General features: G+C 73.4%; 10 protein-coding genes. 2 read left to right on the top strand and 8 right to left on the bottom strand.

Features of this window, described 5'->3' with window-relative positions:
- Window positions 1–6: 6 nt before the first annotated feature.
- The 8 genes from ACIBAI_RS16170 to ACIBAI_RS16135 form a co-directional block, all read right to left on the bottom strand.
- The gene (locus ACIBAI_RS16170) at window positions 7–2,508 is read right to left on the bottom strand and encodes a PQQ-dependent sugar dehydrogenase (protein ID WP_399034624.1); all 2,502 of its coding nucleotides are present in this window, start codon (window positions 2,506–2,508) and stop codon (window positions 7–9) included.
- A gap of 129 nt (window positions 2,509–2,637) precedes the next feature.
- On the bottom strand, window positions 2,638–3,636 hold the full coding sequence (locus ACIBAI_RS16165) for a sugar phosphate isomerase/epimerase family protein (RefSeq protein WP_399034622.1): 999 nt from the start codon (window positions 3,634–3,636) through the stop codon (window positions 2,638–2,640).
- A 14-nt stretch (window positions 3,637–3,650) separates the two neighbouring features.
- Window positions 3,651–4,859, bottom strand: coding sequence for a Gfo/Idh/MocA family protein (locus tag ACIBAI_RS16160; protein WP_399034620.1), 1,209 nt, complete (start codon window positions 4,857–4,859; stop codon window positions 3,651–3,653).
- Window positions 4,860–4,917: 58 nt separating this feature from the next.
- Entirely contained in the window at window positions 4,918–5,955 is a 1,038-nt protein-coding gene (locus ACIBAI_RS16155; protein WP_399034618.1) for a substrate-binding domain-containing protein, read from the bottom strand.
- Between the two features lie 17 nt (window positions 5,956–5,972).
- Window positions 5,973–6,992, bottom strand: a complete 1,020-nt coding sequence (locus ACIBAI_RS16150) for an ABC transporter permease (RefSeq protein WP_399034616.1) — start codon at window positions 6,990–6,992, stop codon at window positions 5,973–5,975.
- The gene (locus ACIBAI_RS16145) at window positions 6,989–8,506 is read right to left on the bottom strand and encodes a sugar ABC transporter ATP-binding protein (protein WP_399034614.1); all 1,518 of its coding nucleotides are present in this window, start codon (window positions 8,504–8,506) and stop codon (window positions 6,989–6,991) included. The genes ACIBAI_RS16150 and ACIBAI_RS16145 overlap by 4 nt, the downstream gene beginning before the upstream one ends.
- A 130-nt stretch (window positions 8,507–8,636) precedes the next feature.
- Window positions 8,637–9,818 carry an ROK family protein gene (locus tag ACIBAI_RS16140; protein ID WP_399034612.1) on the bottom strand — a complete coding sequence of 394 codons (1,182 nt, stop codon included), beginning with the start codon at window positions 9,816–9,818 and terminating at the stop codon, window positions 8,637–8,639.
- Between the two features lie 232 nt (window positions 9,819–10,050).
- Complete coding sequence (locus tag ACIBAI_RS16135; protein ID WP_344599914.1) at window positions 10,051–10,989, bottom strand: beta-ketoacyl-ACP synthase III; 939 nt, start codon at window positions 10,987–10,989, stop codon at window positions 10,051–10,053.
- Between the two features lie 627 nt (window positions 10,990–11,616).
- Here ACIBAI_RS16135 and ACIBAI_RS16130 point away from each other — a divergent pair.
- Together ACIBAI_RS16130 and fdhD are read left to right on the top strand one after the other, a co-directional pair.
- Window positions 11,617–12,546 carry a hypothetical protein gene (locus ACIBAI_RS16130; RefSeq protein ID WP_399034610.1) on the top strand — a complete coding sequence of 310 codons (930 nt, stop codon included), beginning with the start codon at window positions 11,617–11,619 and terminating at the stop codon, window positions 12,544–12,546.
- Between the two features lie 289 nt (window positions 12,547–12,835).
- Window positions 12,836–13,684, top strand: a complete 849-nt coding sequence (gene fdhD, locus ACIBAI_RS16125) for a formate dehydrogenase accessory sulfurtransferase FdhD (RefSeq protein ID WP_399034608.1) — start codon at window positions 12,836–12,838, stop codon at window positions 13,682–13,684.
- Window positions 13,685–13,718 lie beyond the last annotated feature (34 nt).

The following is a 13,718-nucleotide window of genomic DNA, read 5'->3' as shown; positions in this document are numbered from 1 at the left end:
CTCCTCTCAGCTGGTCGTGAAGGTGAAGTCGTCCACGTCGAACAGGGCACCCGTGCCGCTCCCCTTGAAGACCAGGAAGAGCTCGGTGGTGCCGCGCGGGGCGCGGGACAGGTCGGCGGAGACGTCCTGGAAGGTCTCCCAGCCGCCGGTGACCGGCACGGCCGCCTTTCCGAGCAGCGTGCCCGTGGGGGACCCGGCGCGGAACTCCAGTGTGCCGCCGGCGCCGCCGGAGGAGACGCGGGCGGTGACCTTCTCCGCGTTGCTCAGGACGTACGGGGTGAAGGAGATCCAGTCACCGTGGTGGATCTCGCCGACGGTCCTGCCGCCGTGCGCGGCCTCCTTGGTGACGACCGAGACGCCCGAGGAGTCGTTGAAGTGCTCGGCCTGTCGGTGCCTGGGCTGGGTGACGTTCTGGTCGTGCGTGGTCAGCGGGGCCTGGCCGCCGCCCCCGTTGTCGGTGTACTCGGCGTCGAAGACGCCGAAGATGTCGGCGTTCTCGTCGTGGCCGCCGTCGGCGCTGGTCTGGATGGTGCCGGAGCAGCCGTTGGCCGAGGTGAGCGGGTGGCCGTGGGTGTCGTGGCCGAGGATGAAGGTGACCTTGACCTTGGAGCAGTCGATGGAGCGGCCGTCCTCGGGGTCGGTGACCCGCACCTTGAACGGGACGGCGTCGCCGAAGCTGAACAGCTGGCCGTCCTTGGGCAGGTCCAGCGTCACCTTGGGCGCGGTGTTGCCGACGACGATCTGCACGCTCGCGCTGCCGGTGCGGCCGGAGGGGTCCTTCGCCGTCAGCGTCGCCGTGTAGGTGCCGTTCTTCTTGTACCGGTGCGTCGGGTCGGCCTGGGTGGAGGTGGTGCCGTCGCCGAAGTCCCAGCTGTAGGTGAGGGCGTCGCCGTCCTGGTCGGTGGTGCCCGCGGAGGAGAAGCTCACCCGCAGCGGGGCCTGGCCGGAGGTCTTGTTCGCGGCGGCCTGGGCGACGGGCGAGTGGCCGTCGGTGGCGTTCTCGATGCGGTACAGGGCGGAGTGCTCGTCGCCGCCGAACCAGGACAGGCCGTAGTCGAGGACGTACAGCGCTCCGTCGGGCCCGAACTCCATGTCCATCACCTGGGTGCCGGACCAGGGCACGTCGTTGATCGCCTGCACGGTCCCGTCGGCGTCGCTGGTGATCCGCTTGATCCAGCGCCGTCCGAACTCGCCGACGAAGAGGTCGCCGTCGTAGGCCTCGGGGAACTTCACCGGCGAGTCGAGGGCCGGGTCGTAGTGGTAGACGGGGCCGCCCGTCGGGGACTCGGAGCCGTCGCCGAACTCGGGTACGGACGGGCCGTCGTACGGGATCCAGGCCGGCTGCGCCGGGGGCAGGTCCGTCAGGCCGGTGTTGTGCGGGGAGTCGTTCTTCGGGGCGGCGCAGTCGAAGGTCCCGCCGGACTGCCCGGTGGCGAAGTCGTAGTCGACGTAGGCGTCGTTGTCGCCGGTGCAGTACGGCCAGCCGAAGTTGCCGGGGCCGGTGACGCGGGCGAACTCGACCTGGCCGGCCGGGCCCCGGTCCGGGTCGGCGGCGCCGGCGTCGGGACCGTAGTCGCCGACGTAGAGGATGCCGGTCTCCTTGTCGACGTTGAACCGGAACGGGTTGCGGAAGCCCATGGCGTAGATCTCGGGCCGCGTCCTGTCCGTGCCGGGCGGGAAGAGGTTGCCCTCGGGGATGGAGTAGGAGCCGTCGGCGTTGACCTTGATGCGCAGGATCTTGCCGCGCAGGTCGTTGGTGTTGCCGGAGGTGCGCTGGGCGTCGAAGGCCGGGTTGCGGTTCGCGCGCTCGTCGATCGGGGTGTAGCCGTCCGACTGGAACGGGTTGGAGTCGTCACCGGTCGACAGGTAGAGGTTGCCCTGCGCGTCGAAGTCGATGTCGCCGCCGACGTGGCAGCACATGCCGCGGGTGGTCGGCACGTCGAGGATCTTCTTCTCGCTGGCGGTGTCGAGGGTGCCGTCCTCCTTCAGCACGAACCGGGAGAGCCGGTTGACGCCCTCGAAGGGCGCGAAGTCGGCGGCGGTGCCGGTCTCGGGGGCGTCGCCGGCGGGGGTGTTCATCGGCGGCGCGTAGTACAGGTAGATGTAACGGTTCTGCGTGAATCCGGGGTCGACGCCGACGCCTTGCAGGCCCTCCTCGTCGTGGGAGTACACGTCGAGCTTGCCGGCCAGTCGCGTGTTCCCCGCGGCGTCGGTGAGGCGGAGTTCGCCGTCGCGGGAGGTGTGCAGGACCGAGCGGTCCGGGAGGACGGCCAGCGACATGGGCTCGCCGACCTCCGCCTCGCCCTTGGCGAGGGCGACCTGCTGGAAGTCCTCCGCCGCGACGGCCGTCCCGTCGGCGGTGGCCGCGCCGGCCTGGGGTGCGGCCAGGGTGAGGGAGGCGCCCGCCAGCAGCGCGCCGCTGAGCAGGGCCACCGCCTTGCGGAACAGGGGGGGTCGTCTGTGGGTGCCTATTTCGTCGGTGCGGGTGGTGCGGTCGTTCCCGTGCACGAATGCCTCCAGAGTGGGGCTGGTTGTACGGGCGGGTGCGTACGCCGGGGTGCGCCGTCACCCCGGAGCCGGGCGGTCCCGGAGGGCTGGGGAGCCCCGGAAGCCGGGGAGCCCTCCGGGGCCCGGACGTCAGTTGCCGAACGCCGCGTCGAAGGAGGCCGACGGCGGCTCGAAGTCGTACGCCTTCAGGCGGGTCAGCGCCTCGGGGGCGCCCTGGAGCCGGTCCATGCCGGCGTCCTCCCACTCGACCGAGACCGGGCCCTGGTAGCCGATGGAGCGCAGCATCCGGAAGACGTCCTCCCAGGGGACGTCGCCGTGTCCGGCCGAGACGAAGTCCCAGCCGCGCCGCGGGTCGCCCCAGGGCAGGTGGGAGCCGAGGCGTCCGTTGCGTCCGTCGAGGCGCTTGCGGGCCTCCTTGCAGTCGACGTGGTAGATGCGGTCGCGGAAGTCCCACAGGAAGCCGACCGGGTCCAGGTCCTGCCACACGAAGTGGGAGGGGTCGAAGTTCAGGCCGAAGGCCGGCCGCCGGTCGATCGCCTCCAGGGTGCGTACGGTCGTCCAGTAGTCGTAGGCGATCTCGCTCGGGTGGACCTCGTGCGCGAACCGCACGCCCTCGGCGTCGAAGACGTCCAGGATCGGGTTCCAGCGCGCCGCGAAGTCCTCGTAGCCGCGGTCGATCATCGCCTCGGGGGCGGGCGGGAACATCGCGACCAGGTGCCAGATCGCGGAGCCGGTGAAGCCGATGACGGTGTCCACGCCGAAGGCGGCCGCGGCGCGCGCGGTGTCCTCGATCTCGGCGGCGGCGCGCCGCCGCACGCCCTCCGCGTCGCCGTCGCCCCAGACGCGGGCGGGCAGGATCGCCCGGTGGCGTTCGTCGATGATGGCGTCGCAGACGGCCTGGCCGACCAGGTGGTTGGAGATCGCCCAGCACTTCAGGCCGTACTTGTCGAGCAGTTCCCGGCGCGAGTCGAGGTAGGAGGGGTCGGCGAGGGCCTTGTCGACCTCGAAGTGGTCGCCCCAGCAGGCGAGTTCGAGGCCGTCGTAGCCGAAGTCGCGGGCGAGTCGGCAGACCTCCTCCAGGGGCAGGTCGGCCCACTGGCCGGTGAACAGGGTGAAGGTGCGCGGCATCCGGGTCGGCCTCCTCAGGCTGCTATCGGCGTGTAGACGGAGTTCTTCTCGGCGCTCTCCTCCACCGCCGCCAGCACGCGCTGCACCTGCAGCCCGTCGGCGAAGGAGGGTTCGGGCCGGCGCCCCTCGGCGACGGCGTGGACCAGGTCGCGGGCCTGGTGGACGAAGGTGTGCTCGTAGCCGAGGCCGTGGCCCGGCGGCCACCAGGCGTCCAGGTAGGGGTGGTCGGGTTCGGTGACGAGGATGCGGCGGAAGCCGGCCCGTCCGCCGGGCTCCGTGCCGTCGTGGTACGACAGCTCGTTGAGGCGCTCCAGGTCGAAGGCGAGCGAGCCGCGTTCGCCGTTGAGTTCGATGCGCAGGGCGTTCTTGCGGCCGGTGGCGTACCGGGTGGCCTCGAAGGAGGCGAGGGCGCCGGAGGTGAAGCGGCCGGTGAACAGGGCGGCGTCGTCCACGGTGACCTGCCCGGTGCCGTGCGCGGAGACGGCCGAGAGGCCGCTGCCGGCCCCGGCGGGCAGGGGCCGTTCGCGGACGAAGGTCTCCGTCAGCGCGGACACGCCCGCCAGCCGCTCCCCCGCCAGGTACTGCGCGAGGTCGACGATGTGCGCCCCCAGGTCGCCGAGGGAGCCGGAGCCGGCCTGCTCCTTGCGCAGCCGCCAGGTCAGCGGGAACTGCGGGTCCACCAGCCAGTCCTGGAGGTACGCCACCCGCACGTGCCGCAGCCTGCCGATGCGGCCCTCGGCCACCATGCGCCGGGCCAGCGCGGTGGCGGGCACCCGGCGGTAGTTGAAGCCGACCATCGCCACCCGGCCGCTCCGGTACGCCGCCTCGGCGGCCCGCGTCATGGCCTCGGCCTCCTCGACGGTGTTCGCGAGGGGCTTCTCGCACAGGACGTGCTTGCCGGCGGCGAGGGCGGCGAGGGCGATCTCGGCGTGGCTGTCGCCGGGGGTGCAGATGTCGACGAGGTCGATGTCGTCCCGCGCGACCAGGGCACGCCAGTCGGTCTCGACCGTCGCCCAGCCGTGCCGGTCGGCCGCCGCGCGCGCGGCGGTGGCGTCCCGGCCGCAGATCGCGGCCAGCACCGGGGTCAGCGGCAGGTCGAAGACCCGGCCCGCGGTGCGCCAGCCCTGGGAGTGGGCGGCGCCCATGAAGGCGTAGCCGACCATGCCGACGCGCAGTGGCGGCTTCTCGGGCTCGGCCCCCTCCGGGGCCTGCGACTGTGCCATGCTGATGTCCTCCTCGTCCTCGTCGGGGTGGCGCACGTGGGGGGTGCGGGCGGAGCGGTCACTTGAAGCCGGTGGACATGTACCGGCCGACGTTGGTCTTGTCGACGACGGCCGAGTACAGGGTGATCGAGGCGGGGATCTCGTACTCGGCGAGGCCGCCGACGCCCTTGCCCTGGCCGAGGGCGCGGGCGAGGTCGATCGCGGAGGCGGCCATGGTCGGCGGGTACAGGACGGTCGCCTTCAGCACGCCGTCGTCCCGCTCGATCGCCTGGAACGCGGACAGCGCGCCCGCGCCGCCGACCATCAGGAAGTCGTCGCGCCCGGCCTGCTCGACGGCGCGCAGGGCGCCCACGCCCTGGTCGTCGTCGTGGTTCCACAGCGCGTCGAACTTCCGCTGCGCCTGGAGCAGTTGGGCCATCTTGGCCTGTCCGGACTCGACGGTGAAGTCGGCGGCCTGGCGGGCCACCTTCTTGATGTTCGGGTAGTTCTTCAGGGCGTCGTCGAAGCCCTGGGTGCGCTGCTTGGTCAGCTCCAGGTTGTCCAGGCCGGCGAGTTCGACGACCCGGGCGTCCGGCTTGTCCTTCAGTTTCTCGCCGATGTAGTGCCCGGCGCTCAGGCCCATGCCGTAGTTGTCGCCGCCGATCCAGCAGCGGTAGGCCTGGGGGGTGTTGAAGACGCGGTCGAGGTTGACGACGGGGATGCCGGCGCGCATCGCCTTCAGCCCGACCTGGGTGAGCGCCCTGCCGTCGGCGGGCAGCACCACCAGGACGTCGACCTTCTTGTTGATCAGGGTCTCGATCTGCCCGATCTGCTGGGCGGTGTCGTTGGAGCCCTCGGTGATCTCCAGGGTGACGTCGGAGTACTTCTCGGCGCGGCGCTTGGCGTTGTCGTTGATGGCGTTGAGCCAGCCGTGGTCGGCCTGCGGGCCGGCGAAGCCGATGGTGACGGGCTTGCCGGGCTTGTCGGCGGCGGCCGGCTGGTCGGCGGCGGCCGGCTCGTCGTCGGACTCGTTGCTGGTGCACCCGGTCAGGAGGGCACCGGCGGACACGGCGGCGGCTCCGAAGAGCAGTCCTCTGCGGCTGGTGAGCTCGTGCATGGCGGTGAACCCTTTCCTCAGGTCGTGCTCGCGGTACGGCGCTGGACCAGCACGGCGGCGACGATGATCGCGCCCTTGGCGATCTGCTGGACGTCGCTCTGCAGGTTGTTCAGGGCGAAGATGTTGGTGATCGTGGTGAAGATCAGGACGCCGAGCACGGAGCCGGTGACGGTGCCGCGGCCCCCGCTGAGCAGCGTGCCGCCGATGATCGCGGCGGCGATGGCGTCGAGTTCGTAGAGGTTGCCGTTGGTGTTCTGGCCGGAGCCGGACAGGACGATCAGCAGGAACGCGGCGACGCCGCAGCACAGCCCGGACAGCAGGTACAGGTACAGGCGCTGGCGGCGGACGTCGATGCCGGCGAGCCGGGCCGCCTCGGCGTTGCCGCCGACGGCGACCGTGCGGCGCCCGAAGGTGGTGCGGTTGAGCACCAGCCAGCCGATGACCGTGACGACGGCGAAGACCAGCACCAGCGGCGGCACACCGAGCACGTAGGCGTCGCGTTCGCCGAGGTCGAGCACGCCGTCGACGGTGACGATCTGCGTCTTGCCGTCGGTGATCTGCAGCGCGAGGCCGCGCGCCGAGGCCAGCATGGCGAGCGTGGCGATGAACGGGACCATCCCGCCGTAGGCGATGAGCAGCCCGTTGACCAGGCCGCAGCCCACGCCGACGGCGACCGCGGTGAACAGGATGCCGCCGAAGCCGTACTCCTGGGTGGCGACCGTGGTCGCCCACACCGAGGCGAGGGCGACGATCGCGCCGACGGACAGGTCGATGCCGCCGGAGGTGATGACGAAGGTCATGCCGACGGTGACGACGCCGATCACGGAGGCCTGGGTCAGGACGAGCTGGAGGTTGCGGGTGTCGAGGAACTCGTCCGGCTTGGTGATCCCGCCGATGAGGAGCAGGGCGGCGAGCACGCCGAGCAGGGAGAGGGTGCGGACGTCGGCTCGGGCCGACAGCCCCTGCCAGACGGGGGGTCGGGCGGCCGACGGCACCTTGCCGGTGCTGTCCCGGGGCGGGGAGACGGGCTGCGTCATGACGCCGGGCTTCCTTCCATGACGAGGTCGAGTACGCGGTGTTCGTCGAGCTCACGGGCGGGCGCCTCGTGCACGACGCGTCCCTCGCGCAGCACCAGCACGCGGTCGGCGAGGCCGAGCACCTCGGGCACCTCGCTGGAGACCAGCAGGACGGCGAGGCCCTCGTCGGCCAGTCGCCGCACGACCGCGTACAGTTCGGCGCGGGCGCCGACGTCGACGCCGCGGGTGGGTTCGTCGAGCAGCAGCACGCGGCAGCCGCGCAGCAGCCAGCGGGCCAGGACGGCTTTCTGCTGGTTGCCGCCGGACAGGGTGCGGACCGGCACGGACGGGTCGTCGGGCCGCAGGGACAGCTCGCGGACGGCGGCCCGGGCCGCGCCGAATTCGGCGCCCCGGTCGATCCAGCCGCCGCGGGAGAAGCGGGACAGGGAGGAGACGGAGACGTTGCGGGTGACGGACTCCAGCATCAGCAGCGCCTGCGCCTTGCGCTCCTCGGGGGCGAGCCCGAGCCCGGCGCGCACGGCCGCCCGCACGCTGCCCGGCCGCAACGGCCGCCCGTCGACCAGTACCTGACCGGACGTCGGCCGGCGGGCGCCGTAGACCGTCTCCAGGATCTCGGAGCGGCCCGAGCCGACGAGTCCGGCGAGTCCGACGATCTCACCGGGGCGCACCTTCAGGTCCAGGGGGGCGAACTCGCCCTCCCGGGCGAGCCCCCGGGTCTCCAGCAGCGCCTCGCCGCGGGCCGGCGCGGCGGGCCGCTCGGGGAAGACGTACTCGACGTTGCGTCCGGTCATCAGCGCGACCACCTCGCGGGTGGGTGTCGTCCTCGCGGGCAGCCCGCCCGCGACGGCGCGTCCGTCCTTCAGCACGGTGACCCGGTCGCCGATGCGGCGGATCTCCTCCAGGCGGTGCGAGATGTAGACGACGGCGACCCCGTCGGCGGTCAGGCCGCCGACGATGCGGAAGAGGTTGTCGACCTCGTCGGGGTCGAGGGCGGCGGACGGTTCGTCCATCACGATGAGCCGTACGTCGTGGGAGAGCGCCCGCGCCATGGACACGATCTGCTGCTGCGCCGCCGGCAGCTCCCCCACCGGGCGGCCCGGATCGATCTCCGGATGGCCGAGCCGTTCCAGCAGCCCGGCCGTCGACGTCTTCGCCGCCCTCGCGCGGACGACGAATCCGGCGGTGGTCGGCTCGTGGCCGAGGTGGACGTTCTCGGCGACCGACAGGTGCTCCACCAGGTCGAGTTCCTGGTAGATGGTGGCGATGCCCAGGCGCATGGCGGCGATCGGCGAACGGAGCGTGACGGGTTCGCCGCGCCAGCGGATGGTGCCCCCGTCGGGCTGGTGGGCGCCGGCCAGGACCTTGATGAGGGTGGACTTGCCGGCCCCGTTCTGGCCGAGCAGGCAGTGCACCTCGCCGGCCTGGACGTCGAGGTCGACGCCGTCGAGGGCCCGGACACCGGGGAACGACTTGGTGATGCCGGACATGCTGAGCAGCGGTGGTTGTGATGCCATGTGTGGTCCCCTCGGCGGGCGTGCGGGCCGGTGTCAGGGCGAACCGCTTGCCGGGGCAGGCGGTTTTCAGGCAGGGCGGAGCGGAGCGCTGTGCGGGTGGGCCGGGTGTTCGGTGGTGCTCTCGTGGGTGTTACGCGGGTGAGAACAGGTGGTCGCTGATGAGGCGGGCGGCGCCGATGACTCCGGCCGTGGGGCCCAGCTCACCGAGGACGATGGGCAGGTTGCCGGTCGCGAGCGGCAGTGACTGGCGGTAGACCTGGGTGCGGATCGCGGCGAGCAGGGTGTGGCCGAGGCCGGTCACCCCGCCGCCGATCACCACCAGGCCCGGGTTGAAGAAGCTGACCAGGCCGGCGATGACCTGGCCGGTGCGGCTGCCGCCCTCCCGGATCAGGTCGAGGCAGGTGGCGTCGCCGGCGGCGGCCGCGGCGGCGACGTCCGCGGCGGTGAGGGCGCCGTTCGTCTCCAGTCGCGCGGCGAGTTCGGCGGACCGGCCCTGCTGGGCCGCCTCCACGGCGTCCCGGGCGAGGGCCGCGCCGCTGAAGTGGGCTTCCAGGCAGCCCCGGTTGCCGCAGGCGCAGGGGCGGCCGTCGGGCACGGCCTGGATGTGCCCGATGTCGCCCGCGCTGCCCGTCGTCCCCCGGTAGACCTGGCCGCCGACGACGATGCCGCAGCCGATGCCGGTGCCGATCTTGACGCAGAGGAAGTCGGCCACGGTGCGGGCGACGCCCGCGTGCTGCTCCCCCAGCGCCATCAGGTTCACGTCGTTGTCGACCATGACCGGGCAGCCGAGGTCCTGGCTGAGTGCCTCCCGCACGGGGAAGCCGTCCCAGCCCGGCATGATCGGCGGAGCCACCGGCACGCCCTCGGGGAAGCGGACCGGTCCGGGGACGCCGATGCCGGCGCCGTCGAAGCCCTCCGCGAGCCCCGACGCCCTCAACTTTCCGGCCATGGACAGGACTTGCTCGAAGACCGCGACCGGGCCCTCGCGGACGTCCATGGGCTGGTTGATGTGCCCGAGGATCTCCAGCTCGGCGTTGGTGACGGCGACGTCGACCGAGGTCGCGCCGATGTCGACGCCGAGGAACCGCAGGTGCGGGTTGAGCCGGACGTTGTGGGAGCGGCGGCCGCCGCGCGAGGCGGCGAGTCCGTCGGCCACCACCAGCCCCGTCTCCAGCAGCCGGTCCACCTCCACGGCCAGCTTGGACCGCGACAGGTCGACCTGGTCGCCCAGCTGGGCGCGGGAGTTGGGGCCGCCGTCGCGCAGGAGCTTGAGCAGCCGGGCCTGATGGGCGTTCGCGGGTCGCGCGGTCATGCGTCTCACGAGCCCCTCCCCGCCTCAATCGGCCTCTGCGCGCCGGTTTCCGGCCACTTGCGTGGCCTGCTTTCGAAGGGAACGTAGCAGCGGCTGCCAGAGCTGGGAAGAAGTCGCGCAGCAATTGCCGCCAACTTTCTCCACTCTCAGGACAAAGAGGCGGCTGCGCCTGGCGCGTCGCCGGGGGCGGGGCGCACCCCGCCCGGCGTCCGCGGGCCCGCGCGGCGGCGGTTCAGGGGCAGCGCACGACCTGCCCGGCGTACGACAGGTTGCCGCCGAAGCCGAACAGCAGGACCGGGTCGCCGGTGCCGATCTCGCCGCGCTCGACCAGCTTGGACAGGGCGAGCGGGATGCTCGCCGCCGAGGTGTTGCCGGACTCGGACACATCGCGCGCGACGACGGCGTTGACGGCGCCGAGCTTTGCGGCGAGGGGCTCGATGATGCGCAGGTTCGCCTGGTGCAGCACGACCGCGGCGAGGTCCTCGGGCGCGAGTCCGGCCCGCTCGCAGGCCTGCCGGGCGAGCGGCGGCAGCTGTGTGGTCGCCCAGCGGTAGACGCTCTGCCCCTCCTGCGCGAACCGCGGCGGCGTGCCCTCGATCCGCACCGCCCGCCCCATCTCGGGCATCGACCCCCACAGCACGGGCCCGATGCCGGGCTGCGCGGCGGCCTCCACCACGGCGGCGCCCGCCCCGTCCCCGACGAGCACGCACACGGTGCGGTCGGTCCAGTCGGCCACGTCGGACATCCGGTCCGCCCCGATCACCAGGGCGCGGCGCGCGGCGCCGGCGCGCACGGTGTGGTCGGCGGTGGCCAGGGCGTGGGTGAAGCCGGCGCACACCACGTTGAGGTCCATGACGGCCGGCCGCGGGATGCCGAGCCGGGCCGCGACCCGGGCGGCGGTGTTCGGGGAGCGGTCGACGGCGGTGGAGGTGGCGACCAGCACCAGGTCGATGTCCGCGGGCGCCAGGCCGGCCGCCGCCAGCGCCTTGGCGGCGGCGTGCGCGGCGAGCTCGTCGACCGGCTCGTCGGGCCCGCCGATGCGGCGGGTGCGGATGCCCACCCGGCTCCTGATCCACTCGTCGCTGGTGTCGACCATGCCCGCCAGGTCCTCGTTGGTGAGCACCTGGGCGGGCTGGTAGTGGCCGACGCCGGTGATGCGCGAGCCGTTCATGGTGGGTCCCCCTCGTCGCCTCGGGTCTCGGGCTCCCCCAGTGTGATCAGTGACTCGCGGGTAGGACGGCAGGTGAAGCGACAGGAATCAGGTGCCCGGCTTGTCGGCTTCCGTCATGCCTTCGGACGACCGAGCAGTTCCCTTCCCCCGAACGGGCCGCCGCCCCCGCGGACGCCGTCGCCCCGGGGAACGGAGCTGCTCCGCGGGGACAGCCCCCCCCTTCCGGAGAGCGGGGCTCCCCGGGAGACGGACCGTCACCCCGCGCACGGCCGCGTCGCCTTCCGCGCGGGTTCGCCTTCCGCGCGGGTTCGCGGACCCCGCGGGCGAGCGGCGCGCCCGCCCGCAGCCGGGCGAAGGCGATCGGCCGCCGGCCGCCGGGTCGTCTCCGGCGGCGGGCCGGTCGCCGCAGATGATCGACGGGGTGTTGTTCCGGGCCCGTACCGGTGCGCCGCGGCCGGATCCGCCCGGCGCGGCCCGCCGACATCCAGGGCGGCCGGTCACGATGCGGTAACGAACCCGGCCGGGCGGCGAAGCGGACCGAACCCGTCCGAGGGCCGGCCCGTCGCAGGACCGGCGGGACTTCCGCCGCTCCACCGCGCAGCTCGCCCCTTCGGTCTTGGGAGACCCATGCCTACGAACGCCATGCGTACCGCCCCTTTGCTCACCGCGCTCGCGCTGTGCGCCGTGGGAGCCACTGCCGTCGTCGGCTGCGGCGGCGAGCGGGCCGGCGGCCGCGGCGCGGAGGAACGCGTCACGGAGCCGGCGCCGCTGCCGGAGGCACGCGCCCGCCAGGTCGCCGACGCCTGGGACGGCTCCGAGGCCGCCGAGAAGTGGCACGAGGGCTACCACCCGATGGGGGAAGTGGTCCGGCTGCCGGAGGGCGGCCTGCGCGGCGAGGACGACGAGCGGGCCTACGACACCGGGAACTTCGACCTGCGCGGGGACCTTCCCGCCACCCCGCGCGAGGACGGCGAGGTGAGGTGGCGCAGCGGCGGCTCGCTCACCGTGCGGCTCGTCGGGGCCCCGAAGGCGTACGCGGCCCTGGACCGCGACAGCGGCCCCGGGCCGCGCCTGACGGTGACCGGAGCCAGGCTGGGGGACATGACCGTGGCCACCAGCCGCGGCCCGGCGACGGTACCGGCCTGGCTGTTCACCCTGGAGGGCTACGACACACCGCTCAAGCGGGCCGCCGTCAACCCGTCGAAGCTGCCCGAGCCGCCCGTCGAGCCGGTGGGGCAGAAGCTGCCCACCGACGTGCTCGCACCGCTCGGCGGGCTGACCGAGGTGGCGGAGGACGGCCGCTCCGTGACCGTCGTGGCCACCCACGGGTCCTGTGACGACGGCCCCGCCGTGGACGCGCTGGAGACGAGCGGCAGCGTGGTGCTCTCGGCATCCGTCGTGGGGGCCACGGACGGCGTCTGCACCAGCGAGATGCGCGGGGAGAAGGTGACGGTGAAGCTGGACCGGGCGGTCGGCGACCGCATCCTCCTGGACGCGTTCACGGGCCGTCCGGTTCCGTACGTCAAGTGGCCCGGGATCTCGTGGAGCGGGAGCTGAACCGCCCTTCGGACGCCTCGCGGATCCCGGCTCCGAAGGAGTCGGGGGCGCCCCGGCCGGGGCGCGGCGGGCCTGGACGACGGCGGTGCGCGCCCCCTGCGGTGCGGGCCGCGGCCCCGCCCCGCACGTGCAGGACAATGAGACCGTGAAGGCCGCCTCGCCGCGCGACAGCCCGGTGACCCACGGCAGCCCGTGCGGCAAGGGCCGCCTCGGCCGCACGCGGGTACCGACCGGGACCGAGCCGCAGCCGGGACCGGCCAGGACCGGGACCGACGGGACGGGTGGAGACATGGGACGAGTCACGGAACGACGCAAGGTGATCCGCATCCGGGACGGCGCGGTCTCCGCCCGGCCCGACACGCTCGTCGCCGAGGAGCCCCTGGAGATCCGGCTGAACGGCAGGCCGCTGGCGATCACCATGCGCACGCCCGGGGACGACTTCGCGCTGGCGGCGGGCTTCCTGGTCAGCGAGGGCGTGCTGGCGAGCGCGTCCGACCTGCTGAACATCGTCTACTGCGCGGGCGCGACCGCCGACGGCTCCAACACGTACAACGTGGTCGACGTCAGGACCGCGCCCGGCGTCGCGATCCCCGACATCACCCTCGAACGGAACGTCTACACCACCTCCTCCTGCGGCCTGTGCGGCAAGGCCAGCCTGGACGCGGTGCGCACGACGGCCCGCTGGCCCCTCGCCGACACGCCCCCGGTCCGGGTGGGGCCGGAACTGCTGGCGGGCCTGCCCGACCGGCTGCGGGCGGCCCAGCGGGTCTTCGACCGGACCGGCGGCCTGCACGCCGCCGCCCTGTTCGCCGAGGACGGCGAGCTGCTCGACGTGCGGGAGGACGTGGGCCGGCACAACGCGGTCGACAAGCTGGTCGGCCGGGCCCTGCGGAACGGGGAGCTGCCGCTGTCCCGGGCGGTCCTGCTGGTCTCGGGCCGGGCCTCCTTCGAGCTGGCGCAGAAGGCGGTCATGGCCGGGATCCCGGTGCTGGCGGCGGTCTCGGCGCCGTCCTCCCTGGCGGTGGACCTGGCCGCGGAGACCGGTCTGACCCTGGTGGGCTTCCTGCGGGGCAGCTCCATGAACGTGTACGCGGGCGAGGAGCGCGTCGCCCCGCGGGCCGCGGCCGCCGGGGGCTGACCGGCCGCCCGCTCCACGGCGGCGGGGGTCCCGG

Source organism: Streptomyces sp. NPDC051041, from assembly GCF_044456065.1.
GTDB lineage: Bacteria > Actinomycetota > Actinomycetes > Streptomycetales > Streptomycetaceae > Streptomyces > Streptomyces glaucus.
Note: the sequence above shows the minus strand (reverse complement) of the source record. Positions and strands in the feature narration are given on the sequence as shown.

What these genes read in the sequence shown, in the direction of transcription:
- fdhD (WP_399034608.1), top strand. Translation starts at nt 12,836, where the DNA reads ATGGGACGAGTCACGGAACGACGCAAGGTGATCCGCATCCGGGACGGC.
- ACIBAI_RS16145 (WP_399034614.1), bottom strand. Translation starts at nt 8,506, where the DNA reads ATGGCATCACAACCACCGCTGCTCAGCATGTCCGGCATCACCAAGTCG.
- ACIBAI_RS16135 (WP_344599914.1), bottom strand. Translation starts at nt 10,989, where the DNA reads ATGAACGGCTCGCGCATCACCGGCGTCGGCCACTACCAGCCCGCCCAG.
- ACIBAI_RS16150 (WP_399034616.1), bottom strand. Translation starts at nt 6,992, where the DNA reads ATGACGCAGCCCGTCTCCCCGCCCCGGGACAGCACCGGCAAGGTGCCG.
- ACIBAI_RS16160 (WP_399034620.1), bottom strand. Translation starts at nt 4,859, where the DNA reads ATGGCACAGTCGCAGGCCCCGGAGGGGGCCGAGCCCGAGAAGCCGCCA.
- ACIBAI_RS16130 (WP_399034610.1), top strand. Translation starts at nt 11,617, where the DNA reads ATGCCTACGAACGCCATGCGTACCGCCCCTTTGCTCACCGCGCTCGCG.
- ACIBAI_RS16155 (WP_399034618.1), bottom strand. Translation starts at nt 5,955, where the DNA reads ATGCACGAGCTCACCAGCCGCAGAGGACTGCTCTTCGGAGCCGCCGCC.
- ACIBAI_RS16165 (WP_399034622.1), bottom strand. Translation starts at nt 3,636, where the DNA reads ATGCCGCGCACCTTCACCCTGTTCACCGGCCAGTGGGCCGACCTGCCC.
- ACIBAI_RS16140 (WP_399034612.1), bottom strand. Translation starts at nt 9,818, where the DNA reads ATGACCGCGCGACCCGCGAACGCCCATCAGGCCCGGCTGCTCAAGCTC.